The 14,670-nt window shown below is 43.8% G+C and carries 13 protein-coding genes and 1 pseudogene; all 14 read left to right on the forward strand.

Features of this window, described 5'->3' with window-relative positions; genetic code table 11:
• The first annotated feature begins 47 nt into the window (after nt 1–47).
• The 14 genes and pseudogenes from WD077_08305 to pseI all read left to right on the forward strand — a co-directional run bounded on the left by WD077_08305 (nt 48) and on the right by pseI (nt 14,638).
• Nucleotides 48–926: an SDR family oxidoreductase gene (locus tag WD077_08305; GenBank protein ID MEX0967227.1), complete on the forward strand. Its 879-nt coding sequence runs from the start codon at nt 48–50 to the stop codon at nt 924–926.
• Nucleotides 927–1,052: 126 nt separating this feature from the next.
• The gene (locus WD077_08310) at nt 1,053–1,559 is read left to right on the forward strand and encodes a UpxY family transcription antiterminator (protein MEX0967228.1); all 507 of its coding nucleotides are present in this window, start codon (nt 1,053–1,055) and stop codon (nt 1,557–1,559) included.
• Nucleotides 1,560–1,606: 47 nt separating this feature from the next.
• Nucleotides 1,607–2,188, forward strand: coding sequence for an ArsR family transcriptional regulator (locus WD077_08315; GenBank protein ID MEX0967229.1), 582 nt, complete (start codon nt 1,607–1,609; stop codon nt 2,186–2,188).
• Nucleotides 2,189–2,315: 127 nt separating this feature from the next.
• Nucleotides 2,316–4,112, forward strand: coding sequence for an ABC transporter ATP-binding protein (locus tag WD077_08320; GenBank protein ID MEX0967230.1), 1,797 nt, complete (start codon nt 2,316–2,318; stop codon nt 4,110–4,112).
• A 36-nt stretch (nt 4,113–4,148) separates the two neighbouring features.
• Nucleotides 4,149–5,216 (forward strand): UDP-N-acetylglucosamine 4,6-dehydratase (inverting), encoded by a 1,068-nt coding sequence (pseB, locus tag WD077_08325; protein MEX0967231.1) that lies wholly within the window; start codon nt 4,149–4,151, stop codon nt 5,214–5,216.
• 99 nt (nt 5,217–5,315) lie between these two features.
• On the forward strand, nt 5,316–5,708 hold the full coding sequence (locus tag WD077_08330) for a GxxExxY protein (protein ID MEX0967232.1): 393 nt from the start codon (nt 5,316–5,318) through the stop codon (nt 5,706–5,708).
• A 40-nt stretch (nt 5,709–5,748) separates the two neighbouring features.
• On the forward strand, nt 5,749–7,059 hold the full coding sequence (locus WD077_08335; protein ID MEX0967233.1) for an aminotransferase class I/II-fold pyridoxal phosphate-dependent enzyme: 1,311 nt from the start codon (nt 5,749–5,751) through the stop codon (nt 7,057–7,059).
• Nucleotides 7,056–8,012 (forward strand): hypothetical protein, encoded by a 957-nt coding sequence (locus WD077_08340; protein MEX0967234.1) that lies wholly within the window; start codon nt 7,056–7,058, stop codon nt 8,010–8,012. Before WD077_08335 ends, WD077_08340 begins: the two co-directional genes overlap by 4 nt.
• A 31-nt stretch (nt 8,013–8,043) precedes the next feature.
• The gene (locus WD077_08345) at nt 8,044–9,153 is read left to right on the forward strand and encodes a sulfotransferase (protein MEX0967235.1); all 1,110 of its coding nucleotides are present in this window, start codon (nt 8,044–8,046) and stop codon (nt 9,151–9,153) included.
• Entirely contained in the window at nt 9,123–9,995 is an 873-nt protein-coding gene (locus WD077_08350; protein ID MEX0967236.1) for an aldo/keto reductase, read from the forward strand. The genes WD077_08345 and WD077_08350 overlap by 31 nt, the downstream gene beginning before the upstream one ends.
• Nucleotides 9,989–12,071, forward strand: a pseudogene (locus WD077_08355) (aminotransferase class III-fold pyridoxal phosphate-dependent enzyme). The gene WD077_08350 and the pseudogene WD077_08355 overlap by 7 nt, the downstream one beginning before the upstream one ends.
• A 23-nt stretch (nt 12,072–12,094) precedes the next feature.
• Nucleotides 12,095–13,126, forward strand: a complete 1,032-nt coding sequence (pseG, locus tag WD077_08360) for a UDP-2,4-diacetamido-2,4,6-trideoxy-beta-L-altropyranose hydrolase (protein MEX0967237.1) — start codon at nt 12,095–12,097, stop codon at nt 13,124–13,126.
• Nucleotides 13,123–13,611, forward strand: a complete 489-nt coding sequence (locus WD077_08365; protein MEX0967238.1) for a GNAT family N-acetyltransferase — start codon at nt 13,123–13,125, stop codon at nt 13,609–13,611. The genes pseG and WD077_08365 overlap by 4 nt, the downstream gene beginning before the upstream one ends.
• Nucleotides 13,598–14,638: a pseudaminic acid synthase gene (gene pseI, locus WD077_08370; GenBank protein ID MEX0967239.1), complete on the forward strand. Its 1,041-nt coding sequence runs from the start codon at nt 13,598–13,600 to the stop codon at nt 14,636–14,638. Before WD077_08365 ends, pseI begins: the two co-directional genes overlap by 14 nt.
• Nucleotides 14,639–14,670 lie beyond the last annotated feature (32 nt).

Here is a 14,670-nt window from a genome sequence, read left to right on the forward strand (position 1 = left end):
ACGCACACACACACACAACGCTGCAAAATCACAAAACATAAAAAACCATGAACATATTAATTTTAGGCGCATCCGGGCTGGTAGGTGGCAATTGTCTCAACCTATTCTCCGGCAACTCGCAATGGAAGGTGGCGGGAACCCATTTTTCTTTTCCTACAGAGCAAACGCAATTCTTCAATACCCTCCGGCTGGATGACCCGGATAACTTTGATATAGCGGCTTTCCGGCCCTCCATTATCCTACATGCCGGGGCGCTCACTCATGTAGATCATTGCGAAGACCATGAGGAAGAGAGCTATCAGAAAACGGTGCAATCCACGGCCAATGTTGCGCTGCTGGTGAAGCAGTACAATGCGAAATTCATCTACATTTCTACCGATTACGTATTCGATGGAACCAACGGCCCCTATGACGAGGAAGCCGAAGTGAATCCACTATCCGTATATGGGCGGCACAAGCTGGAAGCTGAAAACATTGTGCGGGCAACTACTGAAAATCACCTCATCCTGCGCATCACCAATGTGTATGGCGATGAGATCCGCAACAAGAACTTTATATCAAGGATCGTGGAGGCCATCATCGAAGGCAAAACACTGCAACTGCGCCTGCCCTACGACCAGTATGCCACCCCGGCCAATGCGTTCGATATTGCACGTATGCTCTACCTGTTGATTGGCGATGACAAAAAGGGTTTGTATCATGTAGCTTCTACTGATTCCCTGAATCGGGTGCAACTTGCTCAGCGCATCCTCAAGCATTTCCCCGTGAACAGGGTGGAAGTAATTCCAGCTACTACGGCTGAAATTGCGCAAAAAGCCCCACGACCACTGCAAGGCGGACTGAAACCGCAGAAGTTCCTGGCCGAGTACCCGGATTTCCACTTCAGCAATGTGGATGATTTCCTCAGGAGCAAAGAGCAGGTGTAGCTGAAAAAGAGCAGGAAAGTTTTGGATTTACCGGAGTACATTTATCTTTGCCCCTGGATAAATGAGTGTCGAGTAAGATTGTTACTCATTCGGCATGAAACCTACAACCAGCATTAAGCATTCAACGTGGCAGCAACAGCGAAATGGTATGTGTTCTATACCAGGAGCAGGGCTGAAAAAAAGACCTTGGAGCAACTCACCCGACACGGACAGCAAACCTATCTTCCCCTCATAGAGGAGGTAAAACAATGGAGTGACCGCAAAAAGAAAGTGGAAGTCCCGCTGTTCCGGTCCTATATCTTCATCCATTGTGCAGAGCACGAAATACCGGAATTACTACAATGGCAGCCAAACCTTGTCACCTACGTCAGGTACAACGGCAAGCCCGCTGTCATCCGGCAGGAAGAACTTGACTCTATTGAACGATTTATCAGTACCGGTCTCAGCATAACGGTACAAAATGATTCAGAACTGGAGCAGGGCGACCGCGTAAAAGTAATGGGCGGCCCGCTTGAAGGCATGGAAGGCGAGATCACGGAGATGGCCAACCAGCATTTCTTCATGGTACATATTGAAGCGATCCAACAGGCGATGATGGTAAAAGTACCTGAACAATTTTTAAAGAAAATTTAATAATAGCGTAACGAGATAGAGTAAGAATTCTACTCGATAAATAAACAATGCACCTTACTTTTGCCCCAGAACCCGTACAGACGATTTTGTTAGATTCCCTGATCACATCCAAGACCCGAATTAAGCTGTTGCTGAAGTTCTTTTCGAACTCCAATGCAACCTCCCATTTGCGTGGCCTGGCCGTGGAGTTTGATGAATCTACCAATGCCGTGCGCCTGGAACTGAATAAGCTGACGAATGCAGGACTGCTGCAATCGAGTGACAGCGGCAATAAAAAGGTCTACCAGGCCAACCGGAAGCATCCGCTCTTCCCGGAACTCAACAGCATCGTGATGAAGTATCTGGGGCTTGACAAACTCATTATAGACGTAATACATAAACTGGGAGACCTGAAGCTCGCCCTTATTACAGGCGATTACGCCAACGGCAACGACAGCGGCATCATTGATCTTGTGCTGGTAGGCGATATAGACCGCGACCTGCTGCACCGCCTCATCGGCAAAGCAGAAACCCTGATAAAGCGCAAAGTAAGACCCCTGGTCCTGCTGAGCGAAGAGTACGAAAACCTGAAAGGAACCATCGCCCCGGAAAAGGCCCTCATCCTGTGGGAAGATGGCGTAAGTGCCTAATATCCAGCTCAATTGCTGGAAATTTTATTGGAATGAAAAAAACTTGCTGTGGGAGTGAGGAGGCGAAGCTGTAGGAAGGGTTGAGAAATTAGAAGAATGACAAGTATATTAATATTTAGCGCTTAGCGTGAGTGCCATAAAAAAACTTATAGCGCGAAACTTCGAGAGTTTCACTTATTTCTACCGGCATCTCCGTTACCGGATATTTCTGAGTGTGGGCATCAGCTTATTGGTGGGCGTGCTGGATGGATTTGGCCTCGCCATGTTCCTGCCGTTACTGCAAATGACCAATGAAGATTCCGCTGTTGACTCCGAGGGAATGGGAAAAATGGGTTTTCTTGTAGAAATGATGGAAGGGGTTGGCATATCACTTACGTTGTTCAATGTACTTGCGATTATCGTCATATTCTTTTTATTGAAAGGAGTCGCATTATTTATAAACAATGTGTACAGGGTATTGATACAGCAATTTTTCATAAAGAAACTAAGGCTGGAACTTCTACAGGGTTTTAATCGTGTGAATTATAATTATTATGTAAACTCGGATGTGGGCCGTATCCAAAATACCATGACAGGTGAAGTGTCGCGGGTAGCGAGGGCCTTTCAAAATTATTTTCAGACGGTAGAGAAGGCATTTATGGTTATGATTTATGTATCCTTTGCCTTTTTTGTGGATGCAAGATTTGCTTTGCTTGTGGCACTTGGCAGCGTGCTCACCAATTTGCTCTATCAGGTTTTGTACAAGTACACCAAAACTGCTTCGAAAAAATTCACCAAAGACTCGCACAGCTACCAGGGGCAGATGATTCAGCATGTCGGTAACTTTAAGTATCTGAAAGCAACCGGTCTGGTGCAGGTCTATGCAGATAAATTACGAAAGACGATAATTAGTATTGAGCAGATAAGAAAAAAGATAGGGATTATTGCTGCATTTCTCGCCTCGGCAAGAGAGCCTTTGCTTATTATTGTGGTGGCTATTGTCATAATTATCCAAACAGGTTTACTTGGCGCTCCGTTGGGTCCTATCCTCATCAGCCTCCTGTTTTTTTATCGCGCACTTACGGCCTTGTTGACGATGCAGAATTTCTGGAATAAGTTTCTTGAAGTTTCAGGATCGCTTAGCAATACACAGGCATTTCAGGAAGAAATAAAAAGCAATAAGGAGCGCCCGGGTAAAGTCAAAATAGATGCTTTCAAGGATAGAATTATTCTAGAAGATGTTTCATTCTCCTACGGTGAGGATGTGGTTCTTAAACATATTAACCTGACCATTGACCGGAATGAAACAGTAGCCTTTGTAGGTGAAAGCGGAAGCGGTAAAACTACTCTGGTAAATCTGCTGGCAGGCTTGATGAAGCTGAAGGATGGCAGGATGCAGGTAGATGATATTAACATCCTAAAACTCAATATTCAATCTTATCAGGAACGTATTGGATACATTACACAGGAACCGGTAATATTCAACGATTCCATATACAATAATGTAACGTTTTGGTCCGAGCGCAACCCGGAAAACGAATCACGTTTCAATAATGCCCTGAAGCGAGCGTCTATTGACGAATTTGTGACAGGACTTGATAACGGACCTGATACCATCCTCGGCAACAACGGGGTAAACCTGAGCGGAGGTCAAAAACAGCGCATTTCCATTGCCCGTGAATTATATAAGGACATTGATATTCTCATTATGGACGAAGCCACATCTGCACTGGATAGTGAGACAGAGAGGGCCATACAAACCAGCATTGATGCCTTAAAGGGCAACTACACGATTTTGATTGTGGCACACAGACTATCAACCATCAGGAATGCTGACAGAATTGTTTTATTAAATAATGGAAGCATTGAATCTATTGGCAATTATTCGGAATTGATTAATCAAAATTTTGGATTTAAGAAAATGGTGCAATTGCAGGAGCTTTAGTGGTAAGGTTTAGATTTTAATCTGAATTTAAGAAATATGGATTTAAAAGGAAAGGCAATTTTAATTACAGGCGGCACCGGCTCGCTGGGAAAGGCATTGACGAAGCATTTGCTGGAACATCATGGAGATATAGACAGGCTTGTCATATTTTCCCGTGATGAGCAAAAGCAGTTTGAAATGGCAAATGACTACCCTTCCGAGAAGCACCGAAAAATTATGCGTTTTTTTATCGGTGATGTCAGGGACCGGAACCGGTTGATTCGTGCCATGAAAGGTATTGATTATGTTATTCATGCTGCGGCTATGAAACATGTTCCTATTGCCGAGTACAATCCAATGGAATGTATCAAGACCAATATCATTGGTGCTGAAAATGTGATAGAAGCTTGCCTGGAAACGGATGTGAAAAAGGTGATTGCCTTATCTACTGATAAAGCAGCGGCACCCATTAATCTCTACGGTGCGACTAAACTCGCTTCGGATAAGTTATTCGTTGCCGCTAACAATATTAAAGGATGGAATCCTATAATTTTTTCGGTGGTGCGGTACGGCAATGTCATGGGCTCCAACGGATCAGTTATTCCGTTCTTTTTGAAAAAGCGTAAAGAGGGAAGTTTACCCATAACGGACGATACAATGACGCGGTTTAATATTTCCCTGCAGGGCGGTGTGGATATGGTGATGCACGCTTTGGAGCACGCCTGGGGCGGAGAGATTTTTGTGCCCAAAATCCCGTCCTATAAGATCACGGATGTAGCGGAGGCGATAGGCCCGGAATGCAGCAAACCGGTGATTGGCATACGTCCCGGTGAAAAGATCCACGAGGAAATGATCACTACTTCCGACTCATACTATACCTATGACCTGGGCAAGTATTATGTAATTGTTCCATCCAAGACCAAATGGGAAATGGAAGACTTTATTAAGCATTTTAACGCGAAAAAAGTCCCGGAAGGTTTTTGTTACAATTCAAGCAGCAACACAGCATGGGTAGGTGTTGAAGAAATGAGGTCGCTAATTAGGGAACATGTTGATCCTTCATTTAATCCTCAAATTGATGCAAATGCTTCCACAAAAGTTTCCGCAAAAAATTCCACAAATTGACACTGATGCTTTCACAAATGGACACAAATAAAGAATGTTGTTGTGTTACTTTGATCGTTTTGGCAAAGAAAATTAGTTTGTATTCTTTTAAATGGTTTCGTGGATAATATTATAGGCACCGGGGATTTTCAATTAAAAGAAGAGTGCTATAAGGTTATTGGTTGTGCGATGAACGTACATAATGAATTAGGTTGTGGGTTTTTAGAGCCGGTTTATCAGGAAGCACTGGGTATCGAACTTTTAGAAAGTGAAATTCAGTACACTAAAGAACAGCGACTGAATATTAGTTATAAGGGTCGTTTATTAATGAAACAATATATTGCAGATTTCGTATGCTTTAATCAATTGATTGTAGAAGTAAAAGCAATGGAGGGTCTGCTACCAGTGCATTCTGCACAGGTGCTGAATTACCTGAAAGCAACAGGGTTAAAAGTAGCCCTTCTGCTTAATTTCGGCACCACCAAGCTTCAATACAAGAGAATAATCCTCTAATAATTAGTGTCAATTTGTGTACTTCAATTCGTGTGTATTTGTGGATAAAATAATACCCTACGGCAAGCAAGATATTACAAACGAGGACATCACTGCTGTGGTGGAAGTGCTGAAATCTGATTACCTGACGCAGGGACCAAAGATTGCGGAATTTGAGGAAGCCTTTGCCTCGTACGTAGGGGCAAAGTATGCGGTAGCCGTTAGCAATGGGACAGCAGCGCTGCATCTCTGTGCGATGGCATTGGGCGTAAGACCAGGACAAAAAGTGATCACAACGCCCATCACTTTTGCTGCCAGCGCTAATTGTGTTCATTATTGTGGTGGGGAAGTGGTCTTTGCAGATATTGAACGGGACAGTTATCTGCTGGATATAAATAAGGTTCGGGCGTTACTTCAGGCTTCACCGAAAGGAACTTTCGCAGGAATTATTCCGGTGGATTTTACCGGCAACCCTGTAGATCTGGAGGCGTTCCGACAATTAGCGGATGAGTATGATTTGTGGATCATAGAAGATGCCTGTCATGCTCCCGGTGGATACTTCACGGATACAAAGGGCGCAAGGCAAATGTGCGGCAATGGAAAATTTGCTGAACTCGCCATTTTTTCATTTCATCCTGTAAAACATATTGCAGCCGGTGAAGGGGGCATGATTACCACCAACGATCTCAAACTTTACGAAAAGCTCCTGACTCTCCGTACCCACGGAATAACCAAGGATCCAGACAAGTTTCAAAATACGATGGAGATGGCTTATGGCCAGTTGCCATTAGCTTTTAGCAACCAGCCAATCGCCAACAGCCAACCGCCAAGGGCCAACCGCCAGCCGCCAGCCGCCAACCGCCAGCCGCCAGCCGCCAACAGCCAACAGCCAACCGCCAACAGCCAATGGCCAGCCTGGTATATGGAGATGCAGGAGCTTGGTTACAACTACCGGATTACGGATTTTCAGGCTGCTTTGGGTGCCAGTCAACTCAAGAGAGCGGATGAAGGGTTGGCAAGGAGGCAGGAAATTGCCCAGCGATATATTGAAGCTTTTGATGGAACAGGTATTGTGAAGCAGGAGAACACAGCGCATGGTTTGAATGCATACCACCTGTTTGTTGTGGAAGTAGAAGATCGCAGAGGATTATACGACCATCTGCGCGAACACAAAATATTTGCCCAGGTACATTATATTCCTGTACACCTAATGCCTTATTACCGCGAGTTTGGATGGAAGGAAGGGGATTTTCCGAATGCTGAAGATTATTATAGCAAATGCCTTAGCCTCCCCATGTATCCCAGTTTAGAAGTTGAGCAGCAAGAATTTGTTATAAATACGGTCAAAGAATTTTTAAAGAAGAACAGGTGAATATAGAGCTGAAAGCACTTGCTGATCTTAATGATATTGAGAATAATAAGATACAGCAGAGTAACTTGGTAGTGGAAGCAAACAAAAACTGGAATTATTCTTCAGGTGCACGTGAATATTATCTGGAATATTTTGGGCCGGATTACCTGAATAGATCATTCGTTGTTTTAGCGGAAAGGGAGCCTGTTGCATTTGCCTACATTTTTATGAAAGAAGAGGTTTCTTACTACAACATGCCGGTTAATATCTTCTTAACTAAACCACTCGTTTCTAAAAAAATAGTAACGCTAATACTGGACTTCCTAAAAGAAATTAGCAATGGAAATGAAATCAAACTTTATGATAATTCATTTTTGACGTATGAGCTAATCGGCTCTGCTGATTTGAAACTTAGTATTTCGCAGGAGTACAGCTACATAGTTGATATGTCCGTTGATATGGAAATTATCTGGACAAACATTAGAAGGCGTTACAAATCTATGATCAACTGGTGTATTAAAAATATAAACTATAAAATAATTACCAGTGATAATTTTGACAGGGATGAATTCCTGAAGTTGAAGCAATTTCATTTGGAAACGGCTGGCAAAAGCACCAGATCTGACAGGTCATGGGAGATACAGATGGATATGATAGCCAACGGTGAGGCATTTTTGATCAATGGTTATCTGGAGGATAAGTTAGTCTCTTCAGGATGGTACATGTTGGGAGAAGTGACCTATTATGGAGTGGGTGTCTATGACCGGGAACTAATGAATACCAACCGGGGGATTGCGCATGGTTCTATGTATAAGGCAATTGAGTACGTTCATCAGAAGGGTGGTAAAGGTTTCCTTTTAGGATATTATGAGGATTATGACAAGCTTTCAGAAAAGGAACAACAGATATTTAATTTTAAAAGAGGATTCTCCCATGAACTCATGATCAAGAACTTGCTTCTTCTTAATTACTAGCATGTTTTCTAATCTCTATAAGTTTTAATTCGTGAAGGAAATAATTGATAATCCAATATTTATTAGTGGACATACCCGATCAGGTACAAACTTGCTCATGCGATTACTGGATGGCAGCAGCGGTCTTTTATCACCACCTGGTGTAGGTAAAATGCATACTTTAAGGAGGTTGTCATGGAGTAGTGGAGATGGTGAGGATAATGAAGGCAGAATGAAGCGGCTGCTGGGTTTAGTAGAGTTACAGTTGAGTGAGGAGAAGCTGCAAAAATTTAGATCGCATTTATTTATATCAGTAAGCAATGCGCCTACAGGATTTAAGGGAGATGTAACGGCCCTTCTGAATGCCATTAAGGATTATTCGGGTTTTGAGAATAGTAAGTTACAGAAATGGGTGGAAAAAAACCATAACCTGGAGTTTTATTGGGGAAGGGTATTAATGGCTTTTTCAAATCCCCGGTTGCTTGTGATGATGCGGGATCCCCGTGATGTTTGGGGATCGTGGCGGGAAGAGTGCCGGAAAAATAACCTGGACACCGGCAAAACACAAATGAGGCGAAATCTTCAGCAGCACCTCTTTGAAGAAACCGTGGAAGCCAGCCTGGGGGTGAGCCGGTTTAAAAATACACCTGATATTCTTGAATACTATAAAGTTCCTGAAAAGAACCGGACTGTTTTTAATAAGGCCCTTTCCAATGTTATGTTTAATGGAATTCAGGGCGCAGATGTAAATGCTGAGATAATTGATGTGGATGCTTATGCCCATAGCGATAATGAAGCAGGAAGGTTTGCCTGGAATTATCGAATCATTGCGGAGCGCACAATGTGGCTGGTCAATACCTACCCTGACAAAGCGGCCATCGTTTGTTATGAAAACTTGGTAATATCACCGGAGAAGATGGTGAAGCAAATTACGGAGTTTTGTGAAATTGAAATTCCCCTAAATATTGCACCTACTGAAATTGGGGAACAATGGAGCGGTAACAGCAGCTTTGCAGCAAATTTTCAAGGGGTATCCACTGATTCGGTGGGCAGATGGAAGAAACGATTGGATGATGAGGAAGTGGCAGCTATAATGGCTGTGGCAGGGAAGGCTTATGAAGAAAGTGTGAAATGGCAGGAGAAAGCGCTACAGCCAGGCTGATTTTAGGTACGGTGCAACTTGGGTTGGCCTACGGTATTAACAATGCTGGTGGCAAACCTTCAATGAGCGAGGCATTCAGTATTCTTAAAGTTGCAGAAGATGCGGGCATTACCCATCTGGATACCGCAGCGGCTTACGGAAATTCCGAAGCGGTTATCGGCAACTACATTCGTCAAAATGGGGAGAGCCGGTTCAGGATCATTACAAAACTTAATGGCAAAGCAGACTGGCAACCCTCATTGCAGCAAAGCTTAACGCACTTGGGAGTAGAAAAAGTGGATGTACTCTTTTTTCATACTTATCAGGATTATTTAAAAAACAGTGATCATATAGATAATTTAATTAAAACTGAGAAGGACAGGAGTTTTTCCCGGTTGGGTGTTTCCGTTTATACCAACGAAGAAATGGAAGCATTGTCCGGTGATGATCGCATTTCGGTAATTCAGGCGCCTTTTAATCTATTGGACAATGACTATCATCGCAGCGCGGCATTTGAAATTTGCAAAAGCCAGGGGAAGGAAATACATACCCGTTCGGTGTTTTTGCAAGGGCTGTTCTTTATGCCTGTGTCCCGGATACCTGCGCGGCTACAACCCGTCAAGCCTTATGTAATGGAGCTGACCGGCATAGCGAATGATTTGGGCATTGATGTCGGGGCATTGGCACTGCAATACGCATTGTCTAAAGATTATATTGACAAAGTATTAGTTGGTGTGGATGGGGTGGCGCAGTTGCAAAAAAACCTGAAATGGACACAAATAACCGTCCCTGAAAAAGCATTCCAACAAATAGATAAAATCGAAGTAGCGGATAAGGATTTATTAAATCCATCAAAATGGTAAAAAATAAAGTAATTATTATAACGCAGGCTCGTGTAGCCAGCACCCGGTTGCCAGGAAAAGTATTAAAAGAGATTAATGGAACTTCCCTGCTATCCATTCACCTGAATCAGCTAAAGAAGGCCAAAGCAGCAGATGCGGTGGTATTGGCGACAACGAATGAAGAGGGGGCAGGAAAGATTGTTGAGATTGGAAATAAGGCGCAGGTGAGCGTTTATCAGGGATCAACGGATGATGTACTCGATCGTTTTTATCAGGCCGTCAAGAATATGAATCCTCAGTTTGTGGTCAGGGTAACGTCTGATTGTCCGCTTATTGATCCGCAGCTTATTGATGAGGTAGTGGAAATGACCATTTCGCAGGATTTGGATTATGGAGCGAATATTTTGGAAGAGCATTTCCCTGATGGACAGGATGTGGAGGTACTTAAATTCAGTGCATTGGAAAGAGCCTGGAAAGAAGCCAAATTGCAATCGGAGCGCGAACATGTCACGCCTTTTATCAGAAATAACAGCGATTATAAAGGGGGCAATATTTTTAAGGCTGCCAATTATCCGGCCCCTGATAATTTTAATCATATCAGGATGACGGTGGATGAACCGGCTGATTTTGAGGCTGTGGAACACCTGATTGATGCTTTAGGCACTGATGCAGGTTGGAAGGCATATACGGAATACGTAATTAGAAATCCCGAAAGATTTATCAATCAAAAAATAATACGAAATGAGGGGCTATTAAAATCCCTTCAAAAGGAAAGCAATATTTAAAATGGGGACAGGACAAGAATTATATAGAAAAGCGAAGCGACTGATACCGGGAGGTACCATGCTTCTTTCAAAACGGCCGGAGATGTTCCTTCCAGACCAATGGCCCGCCTATTTCAGCAAATCAAAAGGCTGTGAGGTGTGGGACCTGGACGGAAATAAATACCTGGATATGTCCATCATGGGCATTGGAACAAACACATTAGGTTACGGACATCCGAAGGTAGACGAAGCCGTAAGGCAGGTGATTGACAAAGGCAATATGGCCACCTTGAACTGTCCTGAAGAAGTATACCTGGCGGAGAAAATGGTGGAGCTAAACCCCTGGGCAGAAATGGTCCGGTTTGCAAGATCGGGTGGAGAGGCCAACGCAATCGCCATTCGTATTGCAAGGGCTGCTTCCGGGAAAGACAAAGTTGCTATATGTGGCTACCACGGCTGGCATGACTGGTACCTGTCAGCCAACCTGGGAGAGGAAGACGGACTGGAAGGTCACTTGTTACCAGGCCTCGACCCCGCAGGCGTTCCAAAGGGATTGCGCAATACGGTTATTCCCTTCAACTATAATGATATTGACGGACTGCGGAAGCTGGTAAATGACAATCCTGAGATCGGGATTATCAAGATGGAAGTGACCCGCAACATGGGGCCTGCTGAAGGATTTCTGGAGGCGGTTCGTAAGCTGGCTTCGGAAAACGGTATCGTACTCATATTCGATGAATGCACCTCCGGCTTCCGGGAGAGCTTTGGCGGCATACACAAAAACTTCGGGGTGGAGCCGGATCTCTGTATGTACGGCAAAGCACTGGGCAATGGTTACGGAATTACCGCAGTAGTGGGCAGGCGCGAAGTGATAGAGGCAGCGCAGAAAACCTTTATTAGCAGCACGTTCTGGACGGAACGGATAGGCCCTGCTGCTGCATTGGCTACTTTGGAGGTGATGGAAGAAACCAGGTCTTGGGAACGCATTACAGCCACCGGCAAAGAAATTACCCAAAGGTGGAAGGACTTGGGCGCAAAGCATCAGCTAAACCTGACCACCGCTGGAATTCCGGCTTTAACCTCGTTCGGCATCAATGCCCCAAACTGGTTGAAATATAAAACATACATCACCCAGGAGATGCTGAAAAAAGGCATCCTTGCATCCAATAGCGTATACGTTTGCATCGCGCATGAGGCTCCACAGCTTAAAAGATATTTTGAAGAATTGGAGCCGCTTTTTGAAACGATTGCGATTTGTGAGAAAGGAGATAAAAGTATTGATGCGCTTTTGGAAGGCCCGGTTTGTCATGGCGGATTTAAACGATTGAATTAATCCTGGAACAAAAAACAAAAGTTATTTTCAGGGCCGATGCAAATAGCCAGATAGGCTATGGGCATTTTACCCGTTCGATTGCCCTAGCCCAGATGCTGAAGGAAGATTTTGAATGCCATATAGCAATTGCCACCCCAGGCAACGCAATGCTGTTGCAGCTACAAAATGCAGGTGTCGGGCTGATTGAGCTTCCTCCGGTGGCGTACACCACTCCTGACCGCAGGAATGCTGAGGATGAAATTCCCTTTGATTTGGAGGATTGTCTTAAGGGAGATGAAATTGTGGTGTTGGATGGATACTGGTTTGGAGAAAAATACCAGCAGCGTTTGCGGAAATACCCGGTAAAGATTGCCATCATAGAGGATGATGGAAAGGGTAATTATTGTGCGGATATGATCATTAATCATGCACCGGGCTTAAAAGCGGAAGACTATACGCTGGATACCAAAAATCCTGTTTTTGCATTGGGGCCGGATTATGCCTTGTTGCGCCCGGAGTTTCTGAAAGCAGCGCGTGAGGAGCGCAGGGCAAAAGTTGAAATAAAAACGGTAATGGTTTGTTTTGGAGGTGCTGATTCCAAGAACCTCGTAAATATTGTAACCGGATGGCTATTGCAAAATACCGATTATCACGTCCATGCTATAGTAGGTGGGAGTTTCCGGAATATAATTGAATTGAATCAACGCAGGATAAATGCAAGCAGCAGACTGACGATCAGCCAAAATCTGAGAGAGGCGGAAATGCTGGCCGCGATGAAGGATGCTGATCTTGCAATCGTACCGGCCAGTGGGATATTGTATGAATGCATTGCATGTCGGCTGCCTGTGATTTCAGGATATTGTGCTGAAAATCAGAAAAGAATATACCAGGGGCTTTTGCATTTCGATGCCTTTGAGGACGCAGGAGAATTTGATGAGATGGCTATTCAACGAGCAATAAAGCAACTCTCCTTAGATAGGCTGAAGGAAATATCCGAACATCAAAAAGTTTGTATTGATGGGAAGTCAATGGACAGAATGAAGAATGCTTTTTTGAGTATGAGAACGGTAGCATGAATGCAATCAATGGCATGACTGAAAAATTGAATTGCAGGGAAGCAACAATGGCAGATTGCCAGCAAATTTATAAATGGAATAGTGACCCTGTGACACGCGCAAATTCATTTAATTCTTCAGTTTTCAGTTTTGAGGATCATAAAAAGTGGTTTGAAGATAAATTAAAAAACGGGGCAACAAAATTCTTTGTTTTTGCGAATGAGCGGGAACAGGATGTAGGTTTGGTGAGAATGGATAGTGTAGATGATTACTGGTTGATAGGTCTCAATGTTGTGCCCGATCACCGGGGTAAAGGTTATGCCGCTAACATGATAATAGGGGCCGTTCAAAAAATCAGAGAAAAATCTCCGCTACCGGTTATTGCCCAAATTAAAGTTGAAAATCAATCCTCAGTTAAAGTATTTGAAAAGGCCGGATTCACTTTGGATAGGGAAATAGTTATTAATAATATTCCAAGTTTACAATATGTCTATGAAAATAGCTGATTTCAAGATTGGGCAAAGAGTTTTAATTATCGCTGAACTTTCAGCAAATCATGGTCAGCAATTAAAGACGGCTGTGGACACTGTGCGCGCGGTAAAAGCTGCGGGTGCAGATGCAATTAAATTCCAGACCTACAGGGCTGACACGATTACCATTAATTCGGTTAAGGATTACTTTAAAATTAAAGGAGGGCTATGGGATGGGCGCAATTTATATGATCTCTATGAAGAAGCACATACGCCCTGGGAATGGCATAAAGAGCTTTTTGAAATATCAAAGGAAGAAGGTCTGATTTGCTTCTCTTCTCCTTTTGATAAAACTGCTGTTGATTTTCTGGAAGAGCTGAATACAGCCGCGTATAAAATCGCTTCGTTTGAAATTCAGGATATTCCCCTTATTGCATACGCAGCATCAAAGGGAAAACCCATGATAATGAGTACGGGCATTGCAACTGAGGAGGATATTGAACTGGCCATAAGTACATGTCGTCAGGCTGGAAATAATGAGATCATTATTCTAAAATGTACCTCTGCTTATCCGGCACCTATTGAATTGGCCAATTTAAAAACAATGGTGGATATGAGGGATCGGTTTAATGTAGAAGTGGGACTTTCAGATCACACTTTCGGCCATACCGTTCCGGTTGTTGCCACGGCATTAGGGGCAAGGGTAATTGAGAAACACTTCATCCTTGATAAAACCATTGGAGGGCCGGATGCCGCTTTTTCATTAGATCCAACTGAGTTTAGCGCCCTGGTGGAAGCCGTAAGAAATGCAGAGAAAGCCCTAGGTGAGGTTACGTATGAAATTCCCGAAAAGGTGGAAAGTAACCGGAAATTCGCCCGCTCGCTTTTTGTGGTAAAAGACATGGAGCGGGGAGAGGTCTTCACTAGTGAGAACGTGCGGTCCATACGTCCTGGCTATGGCCTGCATCCTAAATATTATGATCAAGTGCTGGGAAAGCAAGCTAAAATTGATCTTAATCGTGGAACGCCTCTGCTTAAAAATCATGTGGATGGAATACAATAACGGTGAAAGAGGGAAAGCGGAATTAGCGCATA

The sequence above is a fragment of the Bacteroidia bacterium genome (genome assembly GCA_040880525.1).
Lineage (GTDB): Bacteria > Bacteroidota > Bacteroidia > CAILMK01 > JBBDIG01 > JBBDIG01.